The sequence below is a fragment of the Cellulophaga sp. Hel_I_12 genome, assembly GCF_000799565.1.
Lineage (GTDB): Bacteria > Bacteroidota > Bacteroidia > Flavobacteriales > Flavobacteriaceae > Cellulophaga.
Window position 1 is genome coordinate 3,672,646 of sequence record NZ_JUHB01000001.1, and the last position, 24,729, is coordinate 3,697,374.

A 24,729-nucleotide genomic window follows, 5' to 3' on the forward strand; every position below is an offset into this window, starting at 1 on the left:
ACTTCGCTTTATTGCGTTTCTATTGATAAAAAAGGTAATATGTATAATTGGAAAGTCTTACACACAATCCCCTAGAATCCGGTTTCCATTGCGCTAAGCCCGGCCAAAAACGGAAATCGTTTCATTTTTATTCTACAAATTTGAAATTAAGTCCGCCTAAATTCTATATAAGGAGAGATAAGGATTTATAAACCTTTCAGCACATTCCCCTGCATTCCGCAAAAAAGCTACATTCCGGGAAAAGAGCTTCCCTTCAACTATCTTGGACACAATCCCCGATTTTAGCTTTCCATTCTATTAATCCTTCCCGATGCTCTGGTAAGGAACATTTCATTCCTAAGCCAAAATCGTGAATTAAGTCCGCTTTTTAATAGGAAAGCCATCGCCTTGATTTTCTTAACCGGATGTTCGGCGCGGTCTTCTTGAGCCCTTACTCGAAAATCCATAAAAATCAAACAGTTGCCTTGCAGATTTTAAGGGGTTTATAATGGATAAAGCCTTAGTTGTTTTTCAGGGCGTCGAAAAACAGGCCGGACATAACCAATTCTAGATTAAACACTGCTACTTATTTCACTTAACTATCGGTACGCTCAAACGCAACTGCGCTTAAAAGAATTGCTAATGTCCTTATGGAACTTATCAAGACTATACAAGTTTTAGTGAAAAATAAGGTTTCTACTTCCTTGAAAACCCAAGGGTTTTACTACGTCGCAAACACACCTGATTTGTTCCCGAAAAGTCTTGACAAAACCCACTATATCCATTGTGTTACGCACAGAAGAAAAGAACAAACACCCCTTAAAATTTAATTTCATTCCCTTGTATAAGGGAACCTAATAAATCAATAGGGGAAGTATAAATCATTTAAATATTTTAATATGAAAAGTATCAAAAATCTTGTACAGTTAATTGGAAATGTTGGACAAGAGCCAACCATTACAAACCTTGCCAACAACAAAAAAGTAGCTCGGTTTTCTATCGCTACAAACGAAAGCTATAAAAATAGCAAAGGCGAAAAAGTTCAGAATACAGATTGGCATACGGTTGTAGCTTGGGGTAAGACTGCCGAAATCATCGAAAAATTTGTGAGTAAAGGAAAGGAGTTAGGAGTAACTGGAAAACTCAGAACTCGAAACTACACTACCGAAGATGGTAGCGAGCGTTATGTGACCGAAGTAGAAGCAAAAGAAATTCTATTGCTAGGAAGAAAAAACGATAAGTAAAGCTTAGGAAAATCAAAGGGCGTCCCCGAAATTAAACGCCCTTTTTTTTAAAGTATTTAGTTCAATATTAATCTTTTAAAGAAAAATAATGAAAGCGCAAATTAACGAAATTAAAGAACAATTACAACATTTTAAGGGTACAGAAATGTTTTATCAAATACCAGTATTACGAACCCGATTTACGGATGGGCTAAAATATTTGTCCGAGGTTGCCGAATGTTTTTGGCTGATTACTGATACTTCCCTAATAGCAAAAAGTTTGATGAATCGGAGTGAATTTATCAGGATAGATTTCAAAAAAACTCCCATCGAAAAATTAGAGACTACAGGGTACCAAGCAGAAATTAGTTATTCTGATGGTAATGGTAATCTTTTACAAAAACAATGGTATCATGTGACCCATTTTCCATTAGACGAACTTCGCTTATTTTTTGTAAATAATATACTGATGTTACCAAGCGAATACTAAACTAATTATAAAATAGTAAGCCATGGTATATAAAATTTTACGGATTTAAAGGAATAAGCACAAAACTGAATTTTGGAAGCCTCAAATGTAAGCTTCCCTTAAAACCGAACTGTTTAAAAGTAGAATATAAATCTTAATTTTGAACAGTATGAGAAAGAGTAAATTTTCACCCACTCAGATTGCAAAGATCCTTAAGGAATTCGATGGTGGTAAGAGTGTCGACCAAATTAGCCGTGAGCATGGAGTAAGTGCTGCTGCTTTTTATAAGTGGCGTTCTAAGTATGCAGGAATGAATTCTAAGGAATTAAAAAGACTCAAGGAGCTAGAAGAAGAAAACCTTAAACTCAAACAGATTTATGCTACCCTAGCACTAGACCATCAAATGGCAAAGGAGATTATTGAAAAAAAGCTTTAAAGCCTTACCGAAAAAGAAACATAGCCAAAGAGCTTGTTCATTACGGCATCAGTAGGGCGTGTCGTGTTCTCAATATGAGTAAGAGTGTTTACTACTATAGGCCATTACCAAAAGATGATTCGGCCATAGAAGAATCACTCCAACAAAAAGCAAAGGAACATTCAGAAGAAGGATTTTGGAAGGCTTATGACCGTTTACGAGAAGAAGGCAAGCCTTGGAATCATAAACGTGTACATCGTGTTTATGTGGCATTAGGACTTCCATTGCGGAGAAAAGTAAAGAAACGTTTACCTGCCAGGGTTATGGAGCCCTTAGAAGTTCCAAATAAACTGAACCATACTTGGAGTATGGATTTTGTAACGGATGTCCTAGAAAACAAGAGACGCTTTAGGGCATTTAATATCATTGATGATTTTAATCGAGAGGCACTTCATATTGAAATAGACTTTTCATTAACAAGCAATCGCATCGTTTGGGTACTCAACCATTTAATCAACAAAAAAGGAAAGCCCAAAAAAATAAGGATGGACAATGGTCCAGAGTTTATAGCACATATCACAAATGATTGGAGCCATATGCACGAAATAGAGTTTAAATACATTCAACCAGGAAAGCCAACTCAAAACGCTTTTATCGAGCGTTTTAATGGCTCCTATAGGCGTGGAGTTTTAAACAAGTATATATTTGAAGACCTACATCAAGTAAGAGAACAAACCCAAATTTGGATGGATGATTATAATCATAAGAGACCACACGATAGTCTAGGGAAAATCCCTCCGGTAAAATACGCAAAACTTAATTCCTCTGGGGCTAGCCCCAGAGGAATTAAAAACAAAATAAATAATGTAATTTTGGAAAAATAAGCAGTTCTATTTAAGGGAAGCTTACATATTTAATATATTATATCAGTCAATACATTAAAGTTTATAAAAAAATCTTCATGAATATTAATAATTAACTGTTATACTAAAAAATTATAACTCTATAAAGTGTAAACTATGTACCTTTTACTTTGCAAAGGATGTCCCTTTAACGTACCAAATTCCTGCAGCCTTTAGTGTATGAAAAATTCCGTGTAGATTGGCACTAATTTTCGAATTAACAAAGATCATAAAAATATGAAAAAGCCAATGAATTAATCACTTAATAGCAATTTTTTATATACTTAGTTATTCGCATTTTTTTCTTAACATACCTTATCTTAATCACTTCAGACTTGATTCAAACGTTTATCATTCCCTAAATATATTATCTAATTCTTTATGATTTTCTTTTTTGGCAACCATTTTCAATTCTTCAATCAAGTCCATTGTTGTGGCTGGTTGTAAGGGAAATGTATGTTTGGTTAACAGCCTTTTTAAAGCCAAATTGATTTTCTCTTCGCCAATTAACAAATACAATTCATACATTTTTACCAGACCTTTGTTGTATATGACATTGGCATTATTTGGATTTGAGTTATACAAAGGCTCTTCGCCACTAAATGCTTTTTCACTTTCATACATATCTTTATAAAGCTTGACCATTTCCAGCATTTTTTCTTTACCGTAGTCGTTTTTGTACAACATCAATTGCGTGTATTGTGCCAATGTCTCTGTAAGCACACCACTTCCTTCTCTATAATCGGGTTGTAATTGTGCATTTCCCCACCATTGATGCGACAATTCGTGCCCTGCTAATTCATTGATTACATCACTGCCTTCCCCTTGCAATAAGTTTAAATGGAATTGTGCTTCATTGATATAAATAGTTGCTGGATAAGCCGTTGCTGCAAAACCTCTAGTAAAAGAACTGATTTCAGCGAATCGAATTGTTTTGTAGGGATAATTTCCAAAATTTGTTTCACAATACTGCAATGTTTTTTTTATGCTATTGACTAAATGCGAAATATTTTGATGGTGCTTGGGTTCGTGAAAAATTTCGATTGCAATATCCTTATAATTCGATTTTTTAATAGCATATTTTGCTGAAGACACTGCAAACCGGAACGGAATAGTATTGGCTTTATACTGAAAATAATTTCGATTGTTCTTTGAATAATTTTTTACTAATTCTCCAAGCGAAATTGCCGTTTGGTCAATCGAAGTGGAAACAATAGCATCAAAATCTATAAATTCATAATTGTATGGATTTGCCAAAGGTGCATCCACTTTTGCAAGTGCATCCTGCAATGGCATTTCCCGTTTTTTTCTTTCGTCTTTATCTTCAATTTCATTTCCAGCATTATAACCAATGGATGGAAAATAATTGCTAATTCGTATAAAGGCTCCATTTTCCACAATGGCATTAAATGATTGATGCCCTTTTAAAGGTTCTATTTTATATTCAAAATTAAAGCAGATGGAAATAGTATCATTAGCTACCATTTTTTGATTTGTCTTGAATAGGTACTGTCCAAATTCTTCATCTTTTTTTACTAAAGTCAATTGCGATGAAGTAACGGTATTCCAGGTGATGTCTTTGGAGGTGGCTATTAAAATTTCCGAAATTTCAGATTGGGTTTTGTTGACCAAAATATAGGTGCCTTGTACTTTATAACTATTATCTTCTGGATATAAATCAATGCTGGTTTTTACATCGGTAATACTGGGTTGCGATTTGTTTTTGTAAAATTTGTATTTTTCTTCATAATCCTGTTGCCAATTCAACTGAAGGACTTCGGAAACCACACCACTTTTAGTGAAAATGTAAATTCCAGATAGTAGCATTATTAAAAAGGGTAAAATTAATATCGTAAATGATTTCCATTTTATTTTCAAACCCGATTTGTTCAAAAAAAGAATGGCCAAAAGGGAAAGTAAAACTGCAAAAGAAAAGCTGTACAACATAGCAACCGAAAAGACTTTTGGGAAGTATCCTAAACCATTGATATCACTAAAAGCATCAGGTAGAAAATTGGCAAATCTGGATAGTGGATGTTCAAATCCAAATGCTTTTCCTAAAGATGTATTTGTCAAAACCAAGAAGATGGCAGAAACAGCAAGTGCTATGTATTTGTTTCTTATAAGATATTGAAAAGCAATAATCACAAGACCACAAAGCGATGCAGGCAAGCCAATGAAATAAAACAAGGAAAAATAAGTACTCCAATCTATGATTGCATACTGATATGAAATCTGAAATAGTATACCTACAACAACACATACAACTATCAAAATCAAAGAAATGACAAATACTACACCAAATTTTGAAAGGAACAAAGCCGAATTTGAAAATGGTGTTGAATACTCGATTGCTGAAAAGTTGACACTTTTACTTTTCCAAACCAATTCACTTCCGTAAAAAAGCATTGCCAATAACAATAGGAAAGGAATTGTTGCCAAAATCGTATTTATCATTAAAGCTGTGGTTGCGAAATACTGTGGTAATCGAATACCTCCTTCTATTGCGCCGTACATTTCCATACCTACTATAAATAGGGTGATGGTAATCAGTAAAACGAATGGTATGCTTTTAAGGGTTGATTTTAAATCTATTTTTAAAAAAGAGAAAATTGTTGAGATGAAATTTTTTTTTCCGTTCGATTTTGTTGCCTTTCTGGTGTAAACATATTTTCTATCAGTTAATTCATTTACGGCTTCAACTTTCTTTTTTTGCTTGTTTGAAGTTTTGAATCGGAAGCGTTTATAGGCAATATATAAAAGGGCAAGGGCCACTAAAATAATTGTAATCCTATTGAATAGCAAGTTCCCCGAAAGTTCTAGAACCATTGTGTTTTTTTGCAATGCAGTCCAATATCGGGTTTGTTCAAAAAAAGCAGCCATCCCAAATGGGTCTAACTTTGCTGAAAGGTTCATGGCACCATCAGAAACTGGTGAAGCATTAGCCAATAAAGGCGAATTTGAAAAAATGGAACTTACCATATACATCACATAAATGCCCAATCCACTTAAATAAATAAGCATTTTACTTTTGCTTAACCAAGCTGTGCAACAAACAATTACCGTGCATAAAAAGATGTTGGGAAGTACAATTAACAAGAAAGAATTTAGATAATAATTAAAACCAAAAATTCCCCAATTTTCGCCGTTTTCCATTTCCATTAAATGCCCAAACACATAACCCATAAGAAACAGTAGAAACGTCAATACAGCAACTCCAAAAACCAATAAAAATCGACTCACAAAATAGTTTCTGACGGTAATCGGGGTCGCATACAATACCTGTTCAAAGTGATTGTCTTTTTCTCTCAATAAACTTTGGGAAGCCATTATTACTATGGGAAAAAGGCTTGCCAATGAAAACAACCCCAATATGAAATTGATGGCATAAGGGGAATTATATGTGATATTTGGAAATGCAACTCCCGCAGAAGTTCCAACCAAGATGCCCAAACCAAGAAACGATAATAGCATTACATAAAATGAAATTTTACGACCATAAAATTTCCATTCGAATAAAATTAAGTGATGTAACATTTTATTGAAGTTTTTGTAATGTGGTGAAATAAACATCTTCTAAATCGGCTTCGGTTTGCATAAATCCGTTTAGCGGATTTTCATTAGCAAAAACTTTAATGCTCAATTTGCCAGCTTGTAATTGGGTAGAAATAATCTTGTATTGATTTTGATATTCGTGTAGTTCATTTTTATCAATATGTTTCTTCCAAACTTTGCCATTAATTTCAGTAACAAACTGTTCAGGGTTACCAGTCAATAGCAATTGTCCTTTATTGATAATTGCCATTTTTGTACAAAGATTTCTTACATCTTCCACCAAATGTGTTGATAGGATTACGATGATATTTTCTCCAATTTCACTTAACAAATTATTGAAACGGTTTCGTTCCTCAGGGTCGAGACCAGCAGTTGGTTCATCGACAATGATAATCTTTGGATTGCCCAAAAGTGCTTGTGCAACCCCAAAACGCTGACGCATTCCGCCACTATAGGTACTAACGAATTTGTTTTTTTGCTCCAATAAATTGGTTTTTTCCAGCAGTGACAATATTTGTTCTTTTCGAGTACTTTTATCATTTAATCCTTTTAAAATAGCCAAATGATTGAGTAAGTCGTATGCCGATATATTTTGATAAACACCGAAATCTTGGGGTAAATAGCCTAATTGCTTTTTGATGAATGTCGGATGTTCAATTAGGTCTTTATCATTGAATAAAACCGAACCACTATCGGGTTGTTGCAAACCGACTATGGTTTTCATTAAGGTAGATTTCCCTGCGCCATTTGGTCCCAACAAGCCAAACATTCCGTTTTCGATTTCAAGTGAAATATTGCTCAATGCTTTAACGCCATTGGCATATGTTTTTGTAAGATTTTTGATTTTTAAACTGTTCATTTTTTAATTGATTTGATGATTGATTTATGCTAACATTTAGACAAAGTGATACCTGTCAACAAAATAAAAACTGTTGATAATTGTAATTTAAAATTGATTGAATTTTATTCTTCTACGTACTCCATAATATCGCCTGGTTGACATTCCAATGCTTTGCAAATAGCTTCTAAAGTATCGAACCGAAATCCTTTGGCTTTACCAGTTTTTAGTATGGATAAATTAGCCGGTGTAATATTTAGGATTTCTGCCAATTCTTTGCTTTGCATCTTTCGTTTGGCAAGCATAACATCTATGTTTACTACTATTGCCATAACTATATATATAAATCTTGTTCGTTCTGTAGATTGAAGCCTTGTTTAAAAATGGCATAAAGGAAATAAGCAAAGACACCAAGGAAAAAGTGAATTACCCCAGCCCATTCCAATCCATCTTCTATGTTACCAGTGAAAATCAAGGCAAATAAAATGATGATTAAAGGCACAAAAATATTTGCTAAACAAAACCATTTTAGTTGTTTTACACCATACTCAGTAAACAGTTTGGGTTGTTTAAAAGCATTGAACACATTACTGACCAATAAAAAGAAAATACCATAAGCGCCAATCGGAATAAGAAATTCGAAAATTTTATAGTTCCAATTGTTCTCCCCAAGTAGAAATCGGGTCTCGGTAAAGGGATAACAGACCGCAAAGTTTTCTCCGTTGTCTCTGGTAATGTAGCTCCATCCGGTTACTAATGAAACAAGCGCATAAATTGTGACCAAAATATACAAGATGGCTATTATTCTTGTGATATAAAACAAAATTGTAGAAATGATTTTGACATTCTTCATCTGAATGAAATTTAATTTATTACCGCAAATAAACAATTAATTATTGTAATACAATAATTAATTGTCAAAAAAATTATTTAGCAGAGGTATCAATTATTTTGAGGAAGTTATTTTGGGAGTGTCGCAGATAATGTTTTTAAATGAATTGTAACCCTTACCAGTTGGCATAAAAGTTTTTCGGAACGAACATTTCAGATAAAAACTAGTTTTGAGTAATCCGTAGGAATTTCAAATTAGGCACGTAACAGCAATTTTTCGCGTAAAAGGTTAGCAACCTTTTTTTATTCCCCTGTATTAAGATAGTCTGTCCATTTTCTAATTCCGACAGATGCGGATATTTCTGCATTATTTTGATGGTCGGCATTTTTGGTAAAGTCCGAATACCAAATCAATTGGTCGTTTTCTTTTTTACTTAAGGTTTTTGTCATTTCCTTAAATCCTTTTTTCATTTTTTCGTTTTCATCTTCTCCCATACTCAAATATAGAAAAGAACTTAAACTCTCGTTTTTAGCAAGAAAATCAGAAACCTTATTAACAATCAAATTATCATCTCGCCAAAAAGCTGGACTGAAGCAAAACCTACCTTTAAATAAATCGGGTTTGTAAAGTAAAGAGTACATTACTAAAAGTCCGCCTCTTGAATTGCCTGCAAGTGAACGATTTTTAGAAACAGAATAATTTTGCTCGACATAAGGAAAAAGCTCTTTTTCCATAAAAGATAAAAATTGGTCTCCTCCTCCTAACGGACTGTCTTTTTCATCAATGTCCATCTTCATATAAGGAGGTGTATAATCCCGTTGCCTTCCTTTTCCGCTTGTGTTAGGAATACCGACTACAATTGTTTCTGGAACGTAACCAGCGGTTGATAAAATATCAAATTTATTGGCTAAATGTTTGTCCTGTGAACTACCGTCAAGGACGTACATAACTGGATACTTTTTTTTCTTGTCGTAGTTAATTGGAAGATGAATTATTACTTCTCTCTCTTCGTTCAATATTTTTGAATTTATTGTAGTTTGAACGACAGATTCAGGATATGTTGGATTGCCCGTTAAATAAGAAAATAGAACAATAGAGATTGCCGAAGTAGCCAAAATTGTAATGCCAAATATCAATATTTTTTTCATTGTTGAGGATTTAGTTTTGGGCAAAATTACCTGTTATAAACCCTTTTGGTTACGACATTACTGCGTCATTGTTGGGACATTTAAAATAGATTAGGGAAAAAAGAATAGATTTCGGTGTTTTCTGTTTTTAACTTAATGGAGTTTTTAACGATGAAAAATACATTTATCAAGAGAAGTAAAATGTAGACGACACTCACCATCGGAACGCGACCCGATATAAATTCTCCGGTTATTTTATAATTTAGAAAATGGGTTGTGAGTAAAATCAACAAAGAAAATAGAAACCATAAAATTTGAAAACTGATAACTTTTCTACCCTTTTCATTGACCAACGGATTTTGCCTGTTTAATCTCCATAAGAAGACTGGAGCAATTATATTTAAGAGAGGTATTAAAACACCTAATAATGCCGAAGTATTTATCAAGTTAATTTTTGCTATAGCCTTATCCTTTGCTAATTCGGAATTGAAACTTTCTTCCAACTGCTCTATTTTCATATTCAAAGCCTCTGCAATTACTTTTAATGTATAAGGTCTTGGTTTAGATTTATTATTTTCAATTCTTTGTATAGTTCGTAATGAAATGCCACAATTTTCGGCAAGTAATTCTTGTGATAAGCCCTTGTTTTTTCTCTGTAAGCTTATTTTTTCTCCAAGGTTCATTTCTTTTTATTTGTTAAAATAGTAAACAATAAAACATAAAGCAAATTACCTACAACTGTTTTGTATATGGCTCTTAGTGTATAAATTAAAAAATTTTGCGGATTAGCAAATATGACTTAACTTTGATTATATAAATATCTGTCTATGAACTATATATGTTTTTTAGCTATAGTTCTATTTTTTACTTTTTACGATTGAATATTTAGGTTTTGATTTAATAGTCATATCTAAAATAATATCATAATCACCATCTTCAACTATTTGTATGTTATATCCATCATAAATAATACTTCCATCTATATTTATACCTAAACTATTACTCCAATCATTATTTAATCTAAATCTTAATTCACCAGCATTTAACTTATAATTTTTTAAATAATATAAATTAGCCTTATTTTCTTGTAATGCAATATCTTCCCCATACAGCCACTTGAAGTTGCTGTTCCAATAATACCCCAAGGGAAAGTATCGGATACTTTATTTGCATTTTTTATTCCTTGATAGGTATCATCAATACTAACTGATTCTATTTCTTCTGTTGGTGTTGTTTTGAAATAAACTTTAAATTGTTCTCCAAAATTAAAAGTATTTTTTGAAGTAGGAGTTAAGGGAATTCTTGGCATATTACCGCCACTAAAAACAAGCATCCCGTTAATATTTTTTAAATAAAAATTGCCATCTTTAGAAGAATATACCCCTTCTATTTTTTGTAAATGATTTTTGCTTATTTTGGGAATTTTATTTATTTCATATGCATTATCAGTCATAATGCCTGTGATTTTTTCAGCTATATTCATAGGAACCATTTCCGAATTTACAAGTATGATTATAGTAATATCATCTTCTAATATTTTGAAAAATTGACAACGGTATCCAGGACCAACACCACTATGTCCGATTGTATTTTTATTAAGAATTTTTTGAATATCATAACCAAATCCATAATGATCATTAAGAAAAGGAGTTTGTGCTTTGTCAACTGTTTTTTTGTTTAATATTTCTCCTTTTTTTATTGCTGCGCTGAATTTGTATAGATCTTCTACTGTTGAATACATCGCTCCTGCTGCAAAAGGATGATCTGTTTTAAATTGTAACGCTTCGTTTGAATTTTTCCCAGACATAAATTCATATCCTAATGCTTTATTTTCATTTTTCAAATCATTGAAATGAAAACCGCTATTATTCATTTGTAGAGGATTTAATACAATATCTTCTATGACCTTGTCATATTCTATTCCTGTTATTTTTTTAATTATATAGCCTAACAAATAGTAATTGACATTTGAATACCCCCAACTTTTACCTGGAGAAAAATTTAAGGGTTTTTCAGAAATGTCCTTTAATAAGGCTTCTTCATTGATTGTGATTTCAGCTAAATCACCATCGGGTATTCCAGAAGTATGAGATAACATATTGGCTATAGTAATACTGTCTCCTTTTGGATAATCAGGATAATATTTTGAAAGTTTATCATTTAGAGATAACCTCCCTTGTTCTTCTAATTTTAAAATAACTGTTGCTGTAAAAATTTTTGTAGTTGAATATATTCTATAGATACTGCTATTCGTGTTTTTTTCTTTTGTTTTGGTGTTTCTATAACCATAACTTTTTTCAAAAATGATGTTCCCCTTTTCAGCAACCAATACTGAACCACTAAATTGATTTGCTTTTTCGTAAGTCAATAATAACGTATCTATTTTTTTACTTTTTTGTGAATAGATAGTATTGTTTGTAAATACTAAAAAGAGAATGATGATAATTTTTTTCATATAAGTTTTTTGTTTTTCAATTTATATTTGAGTTTGGGAAAATTACAGCTAACGTTTTGCGTGTATAAGAAGTAGCGGAAAAAAAGCACTTCACTTTCAGTTTGGTACTGACTTTTATTAAAAGTACAGACCTTCAATTTAGCACTGAAACCGCTATTTCTTATACTTTTTTAGCGGTAGTGCTTCAATTGTCGTTATTTTCTCAATTCTAAAAGCATATCTTTTGCATTACCATTATTTGGATTTAATTCTAAACTTTTCTCATAGTGTTTAATAGCCAAAGTCTTGTCGCCTTTGTTCATATACGATTCTCCTAAACTATCAAAAGCATTTGCAGATTTTGGAAAGGCAAAAGTATTCATTATGAAAAGGTTTATTGCTTTTTCGTAATTTTTTTGCGACAAAAAATCGTAACCTTTTGCGTTTAAAATGTATTCTAAAATATTTGTGTTAGCAGGTCTTTTTTTATAACTTTCTTTACCAGCTTCAATTCCTTTACTCAAAATTATTTCAATTATATTTTGAGAATATTTTTGATTGGCTTCATTGTCAGCAATAGGTATGATTGGGTTATAATTATTTTCAAAAATCATTTTAGACAACTCAAAATTTAATTTATCAAAGTTTGTTTGATGTGATTTATTAGAAAGCATAATCAAAGTAACATCCTCATCTATATATATCATAAAGTCTGCAAAAAAAATATTGTTTGACCCGTTGTGCCAATATCTTTTTGTATTTCTATTTGTTGGTGCAACGTCCCAACCATATCCGTATATTGGTTCGTTATAATTTTCTTCTGTCCTTATTTTTGGGTGGTATAATTTATTTTTTGCATCTTTCGATAATATATTTTCGCCCTTTAAGGCTTTATGCCATTTATACATATCTTCTGTTGTTGAAAGTACTCCACCATTAGCCGTAAGATGCCAATATGGTGCTGTTTTATCCCATTCTTTATCTGTTGGTTTGCCCCATATTTTATCGTATTTATAATATCCGATAGCTATTTTGGATTTGTCAAACATTGGTCTTGAATATCCTGTCATTTCCATTTGCGCAGGTTTCCAAAGGTTGTCATATAAATAGGTTTCATAAGTTTTGCCTGATGTTTTTTCTATAATCATTCCCAATAAACTATATCCAATATTTGAATAGGAAAACTCTTTTCCAACTTCAAATAACAATTTGGAATTCATGACCTTATCAAGAAATTCTGCTTGACTTATTTTGTCATAATCTTTACCTACGTTACTTTGTAGTCCTGATTGATGACGAAGCAAATCGTGAATTGTTATGTTACTTTTATCAATTGGAACATTTACGAAATACTTAGTGATTTTATCGTCAGTAGAAAGTTTTCCCTGCATTTCCAATTTTAGTATTGCGGTAGCAGTAAACTGTTTTGTAATTGAACCAATGCACAAAACAGTTGAAGGTTTGTTTTTTATCAGATTAGCCTTATCGCTGAAACCGTAACCTTTTGAGATTGCTACTTTTCCGTTTATTTCAACGAGTACAATTCCCGAAAACCCAACTTTTTCAAGTTCGGTTAGATAGGTATTAATTTGTTTCGTTTTTTTTGTGCTATTTTTTACTTGTCCAAATGATATTGTATAACATAGCATTATCATTACTGTTAAAATTATTTTCTTTTTCATTTTTTATTTGTTTTATTGGTATAAGTATTAATCTAAACTAAAAAGGTCATCAACTTTACAATCCAAAATTTTAGCAAGTTGTAAGCCTAACTCTAATGATGGAAAATACTTGTTGTTTTCTATAGCATTTATTGTTTGCCTTGATACTTTCAATTTTTTTGAAAGGTCATCTTGAGTGTAGTTAAATTTAACTCGATAGATTTTCAATTTATTATTCATTTTTAACTTTTATAGTGTTGGTATAATTTGAATTTAAATATCAAATTAAAAAATAGAATAATCATAAATAAGTTAAAGATTAAAACATAATAAAATGTAAGTTCATATACTAAAATATTTGCAAGAATAAGAATGCTATAGTTAAGATAAAGTGATAACGTTAAACTATCAGATCTAAGTTTTGCTATCAATTCATCTTCGACAATTTCTTTACAAAAAGAGTTGACTAAACCAGATACAATAATTAAGGTTGTTAGTATTTCATCAAGTAAGCCATTTTTAATCCATTGAAATCCGCTTGAACCAATTATATTTTCTGTATTTTCGGTTATAATAGTTTTTTCAAAGGAAAATAGAGAGTAAACTTTTGTAACAAGTAATTCATCAAATTTGTCTGTGAAAAGCAAATAGAGGGAAATTGGAATAGAAAGGTAGAATACCCAACCTGAAATCTGTTTAAATTTATGATTGAAAAGTAAATTCATATTGATAAATTTTTTTTCAAATGTATAATATTTTTTACTAAATGTATAATATTTTTTACATTCCTATTTTTTATCAACTTTTTGAGTATATTCGTAAGCTATTATTATAATTGGGTTAGATTCTTGAATTCTCCGAGTCTGTGAGGGCATTGCCGCTAACTATTGTATAAAAGCAATGCGTTTATACCCAATATGACTTTTATTATATCTGTAAAAAATATACTTTTTTAATCAAAAAAAGGAGGTGAAAAACACCTCTTAAATTCGTTTTCTTTTTTCGCACGTTATGTTTTTCAAGTCAGACTTGATTCCAACGTTTTTCATTCCATAAATATCTCTTGATTTTGGCCCAAGTGAATAATTTTTAGAACTTGATTAATTTTGCTTAATAAAAGGAAAAACTCTTTCTTTTTAAAACATAAAAACTGGTCTCCAGCTACTAAAGGACTGTCTTTTTTCTATACCATCTTCATATAAGGTAGTGTTGGAGGCGTACCTTAGGCATTACCGATTACGGACGTCTACTCGATTAGTGGCATCTTTTCTATTTAGTCGATTTGGTATAAAAATCATAAGTTGCTTTTGCGATGTCAGCTATAATTTTTTCATTCGTGTCAAAACTTTCTTTGGATTCAGTAACGAAAACACTTATGATGAAATACTCTCCGTTTGGTAAAAATACAATTCCGATATTGTTTACAGCGCCTGTAATTCCTGATTCTTTATTTGTACCAGACCAGCCTGTCTTGTGAGCAACAATTACTCCTTCAGGTAATTGTCCTTTTATTCTGTTATTTCCAGTTGTTGTTTCTTTATTTGTTTTCCAAAAAAAGTCGTGACTAGTTTTTGAAAGTAAGTTGTTTTTATTCTCATAAAATATTTTCAGCGTCTCACTGGCCGCTTTTGGTGTTGTCCAGTTCTCAAACATATTTCCCCATTTTGCCTGCATATCTTGTTCGTTGAAAGTAATTTGTATGTCTTTAATACTATTTTTTTTAATGTATTCTTCAACTGTTTTGGGTGTTCCAATAAGTCGTATTAAAACATCACAAGCTGTATTATCACTATGAGAAACGGTATATTGAATTAATCTTTCAATAGTAAAACTCCCACCGTTCGGATTTTCGTCTCTCAATGGACTCCAAAAATCTTCGGGTAAAAGTTCATTTTTATTTATCTCTATTTTCTGGTCTAACGAAAGTTTTCCTTTATCAACCTCCGACAATACTGCAAGTGCAATATGAAATTTAAAAACACTTTGCATTGGAAATCGTCTATCTCCGTGTAAAGAAATGGTGTCTTTAACCTTATTCCCCATAATCGAAACTCCAACTACTGCGTTTTTGTCGGATACAATTTGCTCAATTTTACTTCGTAGCAAGTTGGTTTTGTTATTTGAACTTTGGCAACTCGGTATGAGTAATAAAAGTAAAACTGTCAATTGAAATAGTTTTGTCATATTTTTGGGTTATGTTGTCTTTTTAAAATTGCCACGAACGATTGTATAAACACAATATTTTTATTTTAATTATAACTTCACATTTGTTATATCTGTAACAAATATAATTTTTTATTCACAAAAAAAAGAGGTGAAAAACACCTCTTAAGTTCTAGTCTCCTAAACCATCTTTCGACTTCCTTCAGCCGCAGTATCAACTTGTCATGATCCCCTATAATAATTCGTTGAAGACACTAAATTTTCATCAGAAATTGAATTTTTTGCTGCAAAAAGACAAAATATATATCGAACAGTAAAATAGGAACCAAATTGGTTTTAAAACGGAAAGGAAAGATTAATATGGCTTGTTGTTTCGTAGTTTTTCCACGTGTTCAATTTTAAATGCTTTGTCCAAAAGTTAGCAAATTAGTATCAGGGTCAAATAAAGAAAATTCCTTTTTTCCCCAAGATTGGGTATTCAATGCTAAGTTTAGATGAATTTTTTTTTGTGGGTAAGCAAATATTATTCTGTTCTAATTTTTATTGCCAATTCCACGTCTTTGTCCACTAGGGTTTTGTCAGCCCAACTTCCCTCATAGGCAATGTTCCAATCAAGTCGGTTAAAGGTAAATATGGTTTTAAAATTGTCACCTTTCTGATGTGCAAAAAAATCTATGTTCTTTGTAACCTCTCGAATGGTTAAGTTTCCTGAAATTTTAAGACTGTCGTTTTTTGTTTGGTGCACACTGGTCAATTCCAATGTTGATAAAGGATAATGTTTAACATTAAAAAAATCATCGCTTTTCAGATGATTAAGAAGATTTCTTCTTGCAATATTTTCGTGCAATGGAACATCAGTTGCGTCCATTGTTTCCATATCAACAGTAAATTTTCCGCCAACTATTTCGCCATTTCGGATAAGGAAAAAGCCATCTTTAAATGATATGATTCCCGTACGCCTTTTTATTCCACGCATTTCTGTTGCTACCCAATTGATTTTTGATTTTTCAAGATTGAGTACAAGCGTGTCGGCTTCAATTAAAAGGTTATGTTCAACCGCTGGTTTTACCGTTACTTTTGGGGCGTCCGATTTATGTTTGTCGATACAAGAGAGCACCATCAAAGGAAGAAGAAAATAACGCAACCTATTCATAATTAGGAATGTTTTTGCCTAAAATGATGTTCCGCTCGATAGTAAGCACTCCGTTTTCCCTAATTGGTTTCATAATTCCAGAACCACCTCGGTTATTTAACTTATCCCTTTTGCTTTTGGTGAGTATTGGGTCATCGTCAAAAAGATAGTCATCAAGATAGTATTCGTTTTTTTCAGGTTCTTTCACCGTTAAATGGATATGTTCAGGTTCACTTCTGTCGGGATAAGATGCTGGTCTGAAGGTGTAAAATGCATATTTCCCGTCTTTGCCTGTTTTTGCCCAACCTCGTATAAACCCGTGTCTTTTTGCCCAACCTTTTTCATTGCCTTTGGTTTCATAAATGCCTTGTCTGTTAGTATGGTAGATATAAATAATGACATTTTCTACTGGTGTCTTGCCGTCCTTTTTGAAAACAATTCCCTTGATTCTCAATTTGGGTTCATTGTTTTGAAATTCGGGAAGAGTGTCAATTGTGGTTAATTTTTTATCACCATACTCATATATTGCATCACAACCTTCGCAACCTCCACCAATAAGTTTGGTCGTCGAATGCTTCGTTTGGGCATTGCAGGATGTACAAACCCATAATACTAATAAAAGGGTTAGTCTAATTTTTTCAATCTTAACGCTCATAATTTGTCTTATTTGAAATTTGTGTTCAAACAAAATTATGTATGAAGAAAGAGATGGAAAAACAGAATGTTTTATGTCGATGAGTTTATAGATTGACCTGATGACCTGTACCGAAGCGATTTTTGAAATCGGTTGCATATGTTCTACTTAACCTTACTAAATCTCCGTTTGCCAATTGTAAATCGTAGTCGCCATTAAGCCTTGACTTGAAAGAGCTGACTTTTGAGATGTTAACCATGCTGGATTTATGTATACGAACAAAGACATTGCTATCCAACTGGCCACACATAGATTTTAGTGTTTCGGAATGCAGATGCCTTTTGTTTTCTAGATGGATGCAGATATAGGGTGTGGCGGAAGTGATTTGTATAATGTCTTTAACATTGACCACCACATTTTCCCTACCGTTGTTGATGATAATGGTACTCAATTTAGGTTTTATTTCCTCAATATATGTGTTCCGTTTAAGGGTTATAAAATACTTATAACCCAATACAAAGCTTGTGTAAACAATAACCAATTTATACAAGTCGCGTGCCAATGTATATGAAAAGAATTTGTACAGGTCATACCTGCCTTCGTAGAAAAGTACAGAGAGAACTACAGCAACGAAAGGTAAGATGAAAACATGCACTATGATGGGTGTTACAATGAATATCAGTGTTTTACGAAAGCTATCGAATGTTTCATTTTCCAGTTTTTTGTGCAGTACTGCTAATATTGGAATGAATAGAAACCAAATGGTTTTGAAAAGTATGGATTCGTTGAAATGGAAGGGATACCCATTTCTTTTCGATTCCAAGAAATCCTGAAATATGGTTAAACCTACAATGCAGAGAAAAACTCCTGAAAGCACCATAAGTAACTTTCTAATGTTCTCTGAAGAATTATGTTTATTTCTGCCCGTTATAATTAAGTTTACCATGCTTACTTATTTGTTTATTTCCTCTATTTGGGTGGTTTAATATTGACCCTGATTCGTTAGATCTTGAATAAATATACTTTTATCCCATTTATTTTCATAAGATAAAAGAAGTTTATTTTTTTAAAGGAATTGTAGGGTCAGATTCTACTTTTTAATTGGTTTTAACCCAAGTGGTGTCAAGGGTTTGGTAGATAATTTATACTATAAAAATAACTTAACAAGCAGCGGGGAATAAAACCGTAATAACATCAAGAGTTTGATTTACTTCATACTAATATTGGTTGCTAGTAAATTTGAATTTCGTCATTTTCGATTGTCATCTGTCACTTAATCTATGACTGCGTTGATTTTTTTTATAATTGACTAAAAAATAAAAATTAATGGAACATCATAATTTTTTTTGTAACATTTTGAAATTCCTTGTATCTAAATGAAAACAAAAAGGAATCAAAATGAAAAATACTATACTCTTATTCGCACTTTTAGTAGCTACATTCTCTGCTAATTCTCAAACAATTTATTCAAAAGCATATGGAAATTCAAACGATAAACCACTCATCTACCTTCATGGCGGTCCAGGATTTAATGCGGCTGGCTTTGAAGTAACAACTGCTCAAAAACTTGCTGAAAATGGTTTTTATGTTATTGCTTACGACAGAAGGGGCGAAGGAAGGTCACTAGAAAAAAATGCAGCGTTTACATTTAATGAAACGTTTGAAGACCTAAATTTAATTTACGATACATTCAATATAACATCAGCAACCTTGGTTGGTCATAGTTTCGGGGGTATTATAGCCACCTTATACGCCGAAAAATATCCAAATAAAGTTAAAGCTGTAGTACTGGTATCTGCACCTTTGTCGACGCAAGAGTCATTTTCTACGGTATTAAATTCATCAAAAGCGATTTATTTTAGTAAAAAAGATACTGTAAATCTTAACTATATAAAGATACTAGAGAACATGGATAAGAGTACTCTTGAGTATAGTTCGTATTGCTTTGGTCATGCTATGCAAAACGGATTTTATTATCCTAAAGCACCTACAAAAGAAGCTGTAGACATCTATTCAAGATTTAAAACAGATACTTTGCTGGTGCAGTATGGTTCACAAATGACATACGAAGCTCCACAAGGGTTTTGGAGAAACGAAAAATATACAACTCTAGATATAAAAGAAAATCTAAGAACTGTATTAAAGAATAGTACACCTATTTTTGGCTTATATGGTAAAGATGATGGGCTGTTTTCAGAAGTTCAAATTACTGAAATTGGAAGTTTAATTGGTAAAGAGAAGCTGGAGTATATGGAGAATTGCTCTCATAACCTATTTATAGACCAACAAACCAAATTTATCAACGCATTAAAGAACTGGATTAAATAATGAATTTTGAAACTATTTATGCCACCTACTGGCAAAAAATTTTTAGGCTCTGTATGGGTTATGTAAATGATGTAGATGCAGCCAAAGATTTAACGCAAGAAACATTCATTAAAGTTTGGAAGCAATTACCTAAATTCAGAAACGAATCCTCTGTGGGAACTTGGATTTTTAGAATTGCCTCTAACACTTGTTTACGTCAAATTCAAAAAGAAAATAAAATGCCTAAGTCTGGATTGCCCACAGACATTAAGGAAGAAATTTCAGAAACAACGTTAGAAAATGACGTATACTATTTATACCAATATATCTCGGAGCTTAAAGAAATAGAACGCATCATCATATCATTAGAACTTGAGGATATCGATCAAAAGGAAATCGCAAAAATTGTTGGACTCTCAGAGAGTAATGTTCGCGTTAAAATTCATAGAATAAAAGAAAAATTAACACAAAAATTTAAAAAAAATGGATACTAATATAGATTTTAAAAAAATATGGAATAGTCAGGAAAAAGACATTCCAAAAGTTGAAGAGCTTTTTAATAAAGTAGATCAATTAAAAAGGAATAGCCTACTTAAACTAATTATAGTGAATTTTACCCTTTTGTTAACCATCGTATGTATTGGTTTTATTTGGTATTATTACCAACCTGAATTAATTACAACTAAGATTGGTATTAGCTTGTGCATTTTGGCTATGATTATTTTTTTAATGCCTTATAACAGCCAATGGTCTTTATTATCGGCTCAAGACATCGAGCCAAATAGCAAGGATTACGTTCAAAATCTTATACAATTAAAAGAGAAACAACTATTTCAACAAACAACGATGTTGAGTACCTATTTTATGATGCTTTCTTTAGGCATAGGGCTTTATCTTTTTGAGTATGTTTCAAAAATGCCCGTAACTTTAGCAATAGTTGTGAGTGTAACAACCTTGCTTTGGTTTGCTATTAATTGGTTTTATTTACGGCCTAAAATAATTAAAAAACAAAATACTAAGCTTAATAAACTATTAGATCAATTTAAGCACTTAAATGACCAAATCATTCAGTAGAATTGGGATAAAATTGCGGGATAAGAGATTATATTATAATTTAGTACCAGCTTTCTGGTTCACAAGGAAAAATTGTGGTAAAAACTCGCAAATTCGATAGAACCGAAAGAGTAAATAATTCCTAAAAACAAACACAAATCTCATGAAAAAAATATGTATACCCCTAATTCTTATTTTAGCTTCTTTAAATTCTTGCAAGGATTCAATTGAAAAAAATAGTTCACAGGATATTGAAAATCAAGACGATGTAAAAATTGTAAGGGAAAAAGAAATTACCGAAACTAAGAAAATTGATTTTGAAATCACTAAAATTCCCTTGAGTAGTTTTACTATCATCGACCTTCCTTTTTTCAATCTTCCGGATGGATATGAGTTCTCCAGTAAAAATAATAGAGATTATGAATCGATTCGATTTTGGACAGGAAATGATTTTGAGCTGCCCGAAGGTAGCTTATTTTATGGAAGAATTTCAACGACTGAAAACAAACAGTTTTCCATTCTTGAACTTACAAAAAATTTGAATAAAGTCTTTACGGATGCTGGTGGAGTTGAACTATTTCAAGGAAAAGTACCTAGGGAAGCTATTCTTAAAAACGAAGAATCCAATCCAATAAGCGATTATGGTTTAAGAGGAACCGCCTATGGTTTTCAAGGATACGCAAAAACTTGGACCTATGTCATCCGACAGGATTTACAAAATGTATGGATACAATTAAACGAATCTGACGATAGGGCAAGTTTGTACCTATCAATTCTTAAAACAAAACCTATAGAAATTACAACGAAACTGATCAACGCTGACCAAATGAAGCTCACACTTGACCAAAAAGGAATGGTCGCTTTGTATATTAATTATGACACTAATAAATCTGATATTAAAGTGGAGGCACTGCCCACACTAGATGAAATTTTTAAACTATTATCCGAGAATCCTAATTTAAAAATTAGTATTGAGGGACATACGGACAATGTAGGTAATGCACAATATAATATGCAACTTTCCGAATTAAGAGCTAAGGGCATTCTTGATTACCTCACAACCAAAGGAATCAAAGGCGAGCGTTTAAAAAGCGCAGGATTTGGGGATAGCAAACCAATAGCTGCAAACAATACCGAAGAGAACAAAGCTTTGAATAGAAGAGTAGAACTAAGAAAAATATCATGAAACAAAGCCTAAGCTTTTATCTAACGCTATTAGTAATAAAGCTAAAAGGTATTAAAAATGATTTTAGTAAAGACCCGATAGATATTAATAAAATAAGAAAAGGGGATGTACATTATCCCAAGAATAATTTTTTTCGTGAAAATCACGTATCAAATTTTAAAGTTTTAGATTCCTTAATTACTGAAATTAAACAAGAAGAAAGCAGTACTAACCTTTTAATATTCATTCACGGAGGAGCTTTTATTTTGGGACCTTCACAACATCATTGGGATACCGTTAAGGAAATCGCTAAACTAACAAATTATACCATTTGGATGTGTGATTATCCTAAAGCACCAGAACATAAGATTTCGGAAATTTCAAATAATATCGACGCTATATACGCTAAAGCACTACAGGACTACGATTCACATAAAATTTCATTGATGGGTGATTCAGCAGGAGGAACTTTAGTGACCGCTTTAATTCAACGTCTTATAACAGAAAATAGAGATTTGCCCCGTAAAATAATTCTTGTGTCACCCGTTATGGATGCGAGCATGTCTAATCCTGAAATAGTAAGAGTGGATACTCTTGACCCAATGTTGTCCAAAAAAGGAGTGTTAAGTGCAAAAAAAATGTGTGTAGAGAAGACTGATTTAAAAAATAGAATGATTTCCCCATTGTATGGAAGTTTTGTTGGATTCCCGAAAACTATACTATTTCTGGCAGAAAATGATATTACCTATCCAGACCAGAAATTGGTGGTCGATAAATTAATTGCCGCTAAAGTTGATATTCAATTAGTAAAAGGGAAAAATATGCCACACATCTGGCCATTATTACCCATAATGAAAGAGGCGAAAGTTGCTTTAAGGGAGATTATTGCGATATTGAATAAATAATCATGTACTAAAAAAAATAATATGAAAAAACAATTTTTAATTTTAGGTGCCAGTTTAGGGATATTACTATTTGCCAGTTGCAACACTAAAACGGATAAAAAAGAAAACCAAAGTGAGAGTGTACCAACAGTTGAAACTAGCGAAATCCAAGAAGAAAACACAAAAAACTCAAACCAAAAATTATTCTTTACTTTTAATGGCCAAAACTTTAAAAATGACCTCACCCGATCTTTTGACTTAGAGGCGACTTATGTAAAAGGGGACACTTGGATTATTTCTTTTATAGGCTCAGAAACAGATATTAATCCTGAATCTGATGATTATAAAGAAGTTACTATGAGTTTTAATTTAGTGGATTATAAGTTTACTACGGATAAATTTGACATCTTGAATTGCACGATTAATTTAATGGGTTTTGAGGATATTGAAACCAGTGATGAAATTCTTACTTCGAATGATCATCAATTTTTATTGGAAATTACTGGTGTAGAAAAAGTTAAAACAGAAACTGCATTTGGGATTACTACAGATTTTTATAGTATCAGTGGTACATTTTCTGGTGAGTTTAGAAATATGACTGGCACCAAGACATTTAAAGTAGAAAACGGTAGTTTTGAAAACTACATCTTACCGTATACTCCATAAAATTAGAAGTTGATGAAGCGTTGAGATTCCTATAGTTTTGTGATAACAAAATCATTTTGGATCACCCTATAGAAGTTAGACAATAAAGAATCTTTTTAGAAGTTTGTAGCATTTATTTATTTCAATCGTCATTAAGTAAAATAGTTTACTTATGATCAAAATAAATAAAATCAAATTCAAGGTTAAATTATACTACGTTTGTTTCTTTTTACTTCCCATACTAGCATTTTCACAATATCTACCAGAAAATGGAATTTATCACAACCTAAAAACGAATGATGGTGTTTCCTTATACGTTTTGGAAATAGGAAATAATAAAGCAGAAAACACTTATATAGTACTTCACGGCGGTTTTGGAGCGGAACATTCCTATCTTATAAATCCTTTACTTCCCCATTCAAATAGAAATCGTTTTATCTTATTTGACCAAAGAGGATCTCTAAGAAGTCCCGCGGCCGATAGTCTAATTACCTTCCGTAATTTTGTTAATGACATAGAACAAATACGTAAGGAATTTAAAATTCTTAAAATCAATATTTTAGCGCATTCTAACGGAGCAACTATTGCATTGGATTATCTTCATTACCATCCGGAGAATGTCAACAAATTAATAATGATAGGCTGTCCCTTGTCAATAATAGATAGTGCGTATTTTAAGAATATAGATGAGCCAATAAACAAATACATGGCAGCATTGGAAGTTTGGCAAAAAAGGGTAAGCAAAAATATAGAGCATAAAAAAATCCTACATAATATAAAAGATGAAGACAAGCTTACGGGAATTCAGTTTACTTTATTACAGAAGATATTATACGCTGCAAACCATACATATTTAATGAATGAAATTGAAAAAACTGAAAATGCTTTTTTCAATCCCAATGTTTTTAATGCACTTCAGAGCAATGTTGGTAGTGAGGAATGGAGCAAAAGAACAAGTCGTATGTCCGAGGCACTTACAAAAAGTGCTATACCCATTTTTTTAATTAATGGGGAGTATGATTTTGTAGATCCATACGGCAACGCTTGGAGCCCAATTAGTGAGCAAGTTCCATTTTTGGATTTTATGATGATTAAAAATGCAGGTCATAATATTTGGCTAGACAAACCGAAAGAGTTTAAAAAAATTTTAAAAAAAGTATTGAATTAAAGTCTATTAATCATAAAATAGAAATATGTCTTTGCACATTACAAAAAAAACTTTTTTATCCAATTCTGCATCATTTTGACTAGTATGATTTTGCCTTATAAAACTAACAAAACTATCTAGTACTAAAAGTGTAGACTGACTTA

Annotated in this window: 24 protein-coding genes; 10 read left to right on the forward strand and 14 right to left on the reverse strand. The window is 32.0% G+C overall.

The genetic code is table 11. The features are described from left to right. The first annotated feature begins 878 nt into the window (after positions 1-878). The 3 genes from GQ45_RS15915 to GQ45_RS15930 all read left to right on the forward strand — a co-directional run bounded on the left by GQ45_RS15915 (position 879) and on the right by GQ45_RS15930 (position 2,970). Positions 879-1,223 carry a single-stranded DNA-binding protein gene (locus tag GQ45_RS15915; protein ID WP_047419502.1) on the forward strand — a complete coding sequence of 115 codons (345 nt, stop codon included), beginning with the start codon at positions 879-881 and terminating at the stop codon, positions 1,221-1,223. Positions 1,224-1,311: 88 nt separating this feature from the next. After that, entirely contained in the window at positions 1,312-1,692 is a 381-nt protein-coding gene (locus GQ45_RS15920) for a DUF6876 family protein (RefSeq protein ID WP_047419504.1), read from the forward strand. A gap of 148 nt (positions 1,693-1,840) precedes the next feature. Next, positions 1,841-2,970 (forward strand): IS3 family transposase gene (locus GQ45_RS15930; protein WP_156125453.1). Its coding sequence is split into 2 segments (ribosomal slippage): positions 1,841-2,102 and positions 2,102-2,970, totalling 1,131 coding nucleotides; the frame shifts between segments, so codons are not numbered across the junction. Between the two features lie 369 nt (positions 2,971-3,339). Here GQ45_RS15930 and GQ45_RS15935 read toward each other — a convergent pair. The 14 genes from GQ45_RS15935 to GQ45_RS16000 all read right to left on the reverse strand — a co-directional run bounded on the left by GQ45_RS15935 (position 3,340) and on the right by GQ45_RS16000 (position 18,310). Further along, positions 3,340-6,525: a M1 family aminopeptidase gene (locus tag GQ45_RS15935; RefSeq protein WP_197056974.1), complete on the reverse strand. Its 3,186-nt coding sequence runs from the start codon at positions 6,523-6,525 to the stop codon at positions 3,340-3,342. A gap of 1 nt (position 6,526) precedes the next feature. After that, positions 6,527-7,402, reverse strand: coding sequence for an ABC transporter ATP-binding protein (locus GQ45_RS15940; RefSeq protein ID WP_047419511.1), 876 nt, complete (start codon positions 7,400-7,402; stop codon positions 6,527-6,529). Between the two features lie 104 nt (positions 7,403-7,506). Further along, positions 7,507-7,713 carry a helix-turn-helix transcriptional regulator gene (locus GQ45_RS15945; protein ID WP_047419513.1) on the reverse strand — a complete coding sequence of 69 codons (207 nt, stop codon included), beginning with the start codon at positions 7,711-7,713 and terminating at the stop codon, positions 7,507-7,509. Between the two features lie 2 nt (positions 7,714-7,715). Next, positions 7,716-8,234 (reverse strand): DUF2975 domain-containing protein, encoded by a 519-nt coding sequence (locus tag GQ45_RS15950; RefSeq protein WP_047419515.1) that lies wholly within the window; start codon positions 8,232-8,234, stop codon positions 7,716-7,718. Positions 8,235-8,515: 281 nt separating this feature from the next. Continuing rightward, entirely contained in the window at positions 8,516-9,361 is an 846-nt protein-coding gene (locus GQ45_RS15955; protein WP_052188285.1) for an alpha/beta hydrolase, read from the reverse strand. An 80-nt stretch (positions 9,362-9,441) separates the two neighbouring features. Continuing rightward, complete coding sequence (locus tag GQ45_RS15960) at positions 9,442-10,023, reverse strand: helix-turn-helix domain-containing protein (RefSeq protein WP_052188287.1); 582 nt, start codon at positions 10,021-10,023, stop codon at positions 9,442-9,444. Between the two features lie 374 nt (positions 10,024-10,397). Beyond that, positions 10,398-11,795, reverse strand: coding sequence for a serine hydrolase (locus GQ45_RS17675; RefSeq protein ID WP_197056975.1), 1,398 nt, complete (start codon positions 11,793-11,795; stop codon positions 10,398-10,400). Positions 11,796-11,989: 194 nt separating this feature from the next. Beyond that, positions 11,990-13,456 carry a serine hydrolase gene (locus GQ45_RS17680; protein WP_052188289.1) on the reverse strand — a complete coding sequence of 489 codons (1,467 nt, stop codon included), beginning with the start codon at positions 13,454-13,456 and terminating at the stop codon, positions 11,990-11,992. Positions 13,457-13,483: 27 nt separating this feature from the next. After that, positions 13,484-13,675 carry a helix-turn-helix transcriptional regulator gene (locus tag GQ45_RS15975; RefSeq protein WP_047419517.1) on the reverse strand — a complete coding sequence of 64 codons (192 nt, stop codon included), beginning with the start codon at positions 13,673-13,675 and terminating at the stop codon, positions 13,484-13,486. A gap of 2 nt (positions 13,676-13,677) precedes the next feature. After that, positions 13,678-14,160: a hypothetical protein gene (locus tag GQ45_RS15980; RefSeq protein ID WP_047419519.1), complete on the reverse strand. Its 483-nt coding sequence runs from the start codon at positions 14,158-14,160 to the stop codon at positions 13,678-13,680. Between the two features lie 544 nt (positions 14,161-14,704). Further along, positions 14,705-15,619 carry a class A beta-lactamase, subclass A2 gene (bla, locus tag GQ45_RS15985; protein WP_047419522.1) on the reverse strand — a complete coding sequence of 305 codons (915 nt, stop codon included), beginning with the start codon at positions 15,617-15,619 and terminating at the stop codon, positions 14,705-14,707. A gap of 502 nt (positions 15,620-16,121) precedes the next feature. Further along, entirely contained in the window at positions 16,122-16,751 is a 630-nt protein-coding gene (locus GQ45_RS15990) for a YceI family protein (protein WP_052188291.1), read from the reverse strand. Then, on the reverse strand, positions 16,744-17,385 hold the full coding sequence (locus GQ45_RS15995; protein ID WP_081980938.1) for an intradiol ring-cleavage dioxygenase: 642 nt from the start codon (positions 17,383-17,385) through the stop codon (positions 16,744-16,746). Before GQ45_RS15995 ends, GQ45_RS15990 begins: the two co-directional genes overlap by 8 nt. 85 nt (positions 17,386-17,470) lie before the next feature. Next, on the reverse strand, positions 17,471-18,310 hold the full coding sequence (locus GQ45_RS16000; protein ID WP_047419523.1) for a LytTR family DNA-binding domain-containing protein: 840 nt from the start codon (positions 18,308-18,310) through the stop codon (positions 17,471-17,473). Positions 18,311-18,762: 452 nt separating this feature from the next. Here GQ45_RS16000 and GQ45_RS16005 point away from each other — a divergent pair, with 452 nt between their 5' ends. From GQ45_RS16005 to GQ45_RS16035, 7 genes are all read left to right on the forward strand, one after another. Then, positions 18,763-19,692, forward strand: coding sequence for an alpha/beta hydrolase (locus tag GQ45_RS16005; RefSeq protein ID WP_047419527.1), 930 nt, complete (start codon positions 18,763-18,765; stop codon positions 19,690-19,692). After that, complete coding sequence (locus GQ45_RS16010; RefSeq protein WP_047419529.1) at positions 19,692-20,165, forward strand: RNA polymerase sigma factor; 474 nt, start codon at positions 19,692-19,694, stop codon at positions 20,163-20,165. Before GQ45_RS16005 ends, GQ45_RS16010 begins: the two co-directional genes overlap by 1 nt. Then, on the forward strand, positions 20,155-20,745 hold the full coding sequence (locus tag GQ45_RS16015) for a hypothetical protein (RefSeq protein WP_047419530.1): 591 nt from the start codon (positions 20,155-20,157) through the stop codon (positions 20,743-20,745). Before GQ45_RS16010 ends, GQ45_RS16015 begins: the two co-directional genes overlap by 11 nt. 142 nt (positions 20,746-20,887) lie before the next feature. Further along, the gene (locus GQ45_RS16020) at positions 20,888-21,910 is read left to right on the forward strand and encodes an OmpA family protein (RefSeq protein ID WP_047419531.1); all 1,023 of its coding nucleotides are present in this window, start codon (positions 20,888-20,890) and stop codon (positions 21,908-21,910) included. After that, positions 21,907-22,794 (forward strand): alpha/beta hydrolase, encoded by an 888-nt coding sequence (locus GQ45_RS16025; protein WP_047419533.1) that lies wholly within the window; start codon positions 21,907-21,909, stop codon positions 22,792-22,794. Before GQ45_RS16020 ends, GQ45_RS16025 begins: the two co-directional genes overlap by 4 nt. Before the next feature lie 21 nt (positions 22,795-22,815). Beyond that, entirely contained in the window at positions 22,816-23,439 is a 624-nt protein-coding gene (locus GQ45_RS16030) for a hypothetical protein (protein ID WP_047419534.1), read from the forward strand. Between the two features lie 151 nt (positions 23,440-23,590). Further along, on the forward strand, positions 23,591-24,586 hold the full coding sequence (locus GQ45_RS16035) for an alpha/beta fold hydrolase (protein ID WP_047419535.1): 996 nt from the start codon (positions 23,591-23,593) through the stop codon (positions 24,584-24,586). Positions 24,587-24,729: the final 143 nt, after the last annotated feature.

Excerpts from the sequence above, each read along its gene's own strand:
- GQ45_RS15915 (WP_047419502.1), top strand. The coding sequence starts at position 879 with ATGAAAAGTATCAAAAATCTTGTACAGTTAATTGGAAATGTTGGACAA.
- GQ45_RS15920 (WP_047419504.1), top strand. The coding sequence starts at position 1,312 with ATGAAAGCGCAAATTAACGAAATTAAAGAACAATTACAACATTTTAAG.
- GQ45_RS15935 (WP_197056974.1), bottom strand. The coding sequence starts at position 6,525 with ATGTTACATCACTTAATTTTATTCGAATGGAAATTTTATGGTCGTAAA.
- GQ45_RS15940 (WP_047419511.1), bottom strand. The coding sequence starts at position 7,402 with ATGAACAGTTTAAAAATCAAAAATCTTACAAAAACATATGCCAATGGC.
- GQ45_RS15945 (WP_047419513.1), bottom strand. The coding sequence starts at position 7,713 with ATGGCAATAGTAGTAAACATAGATGTTATGCTTGCCAAACGAAAGATG.
- GQ45_RS15950 (WP_047419515.1), bottom strand. The coding sequence starts at position 8,234 with ATGAAGAATGTCAAAATCATTTCTACAATTTTGTTTTATATCACAAGA.
- GQ45_RS15955 (WP_052188285.1), bottom strand. The coding sequence starts at position 9,361 with ATGAAAAAAATATTGATATTTGGCATTACAATTTTGGCTACTTCGGCA.
- GQ45_RS15960 (WP_052188287.1), bottom strand. The coding sequence starts at position 10,023 with ATGAACCTTGGAGAAAAAATAAGCTTACAGAGAAAAAACAAGGGCTTA.
- GQ45_RS17675 (WP_197056975.1), bottom strand. The coding sequence starts at position 11,795 with ATGAAAAAAATTATCATCATTCTCTTTTTAGTATTTACAAACAATACT.
- GQ45_RS17680 (WP_052188289.1), bottom strand. The coding sequence starts at position 13,456 with ATGAAAAAGAAAATAATTTTAACAGTAATGATAATGCTATGTTATACA.
- GQ45_RS15975 (WP_047419517.1), bottom strand. The coding sequence starts at position 13,675 with ATGAATAATAAATTGAAAATCTATCGAGTTAAATTTAACTACACTCAA.
- GQ45_RS15980 (WP_047419519.1), bottom strand. The coding sequence starts at position 14,160 with ATGAATTTACTTTTCAATCATAAATTTAAACAGATTTCAGGTTGGGTA.
- bla (WP_047419522.1), bottom strand. The coding sequence starts at position 15,619 with ATGACAAAACTATTTCAATTGACAGTTTTACTTTTATTACTCATACCG.
- GQ45_RS15990 (WP_052188291.1), bottom strand. The coding sequence starts at position 16,751 with ATGAATAGGTTGCGTTATTTTCTTCTTCCTTTGATGGTGCTCTCTTGT.
- GQ45_RS15995 (WP_081980938.1), bottom strand. The coding sequence starts at position 17,385 with ATGAGCGTTAAGATTGAAAAAATTAGACTAACCCTTTTATTAGTATTA.
- GQ45_RS16000 (WP_047419523.1), bottom strand. The coding sequence starts at position 18,310 with ATGGTAAACTTAATTATAACGGGCAGAAATAAACATAATTCTTCAGAG.
- GQ45_RS16005 (WP_047419527.1), top strand. The coding sequence starts at position 18,763 with ATGAAAAATACTATACTCTTATTCGCACTTTTAGTAGCTACATTCTCT.
- GQ45_RS16010 (WP_047419529.1), top strand. The coding sequence starts at position 19,692 with ATGAATTTTGAAACTATTTATGCCACCTACTGGCAAAAAATTTTTAGG.
- GQ45_RS16015 (WP_047419530.1), top strand. The coding sequence starts at position 20,155 with ATGGATACTAATATAGATTTTAAAAAAATATGGAATAGTCAGGAAAAA.
- GQ45_RS16020 (WP_047419531.1), top strand. The coding sequence starts at position 20,888 with ATGAAAAAAATATGTATACCCCTAATTCTTATTTTAGCTTCTTTAAAT.
- GQ45_RS16025 (WP_047419533.1), top strand. The coding sequence starts at position 21,907 with ATGAAACAAAGCCTAAGCTTTTATCTAACGCTATTAGTAATAAAGCTA.
- GQ45_RS16030 (WP_047419534.1), top strand. The coding sequence starts at position 22,816 with ATGAAAAAACAATTTTTAATTTTAGGTGCCAGTTTAGGGATATTACTA.
- GQ45_RS16035 (WP_047419535.1), top strand. The coding sequence starts at position 23,591 with ATGATCAAAATAAATAAAATCAAATTCAAGGTTAAATTATACTACGTT.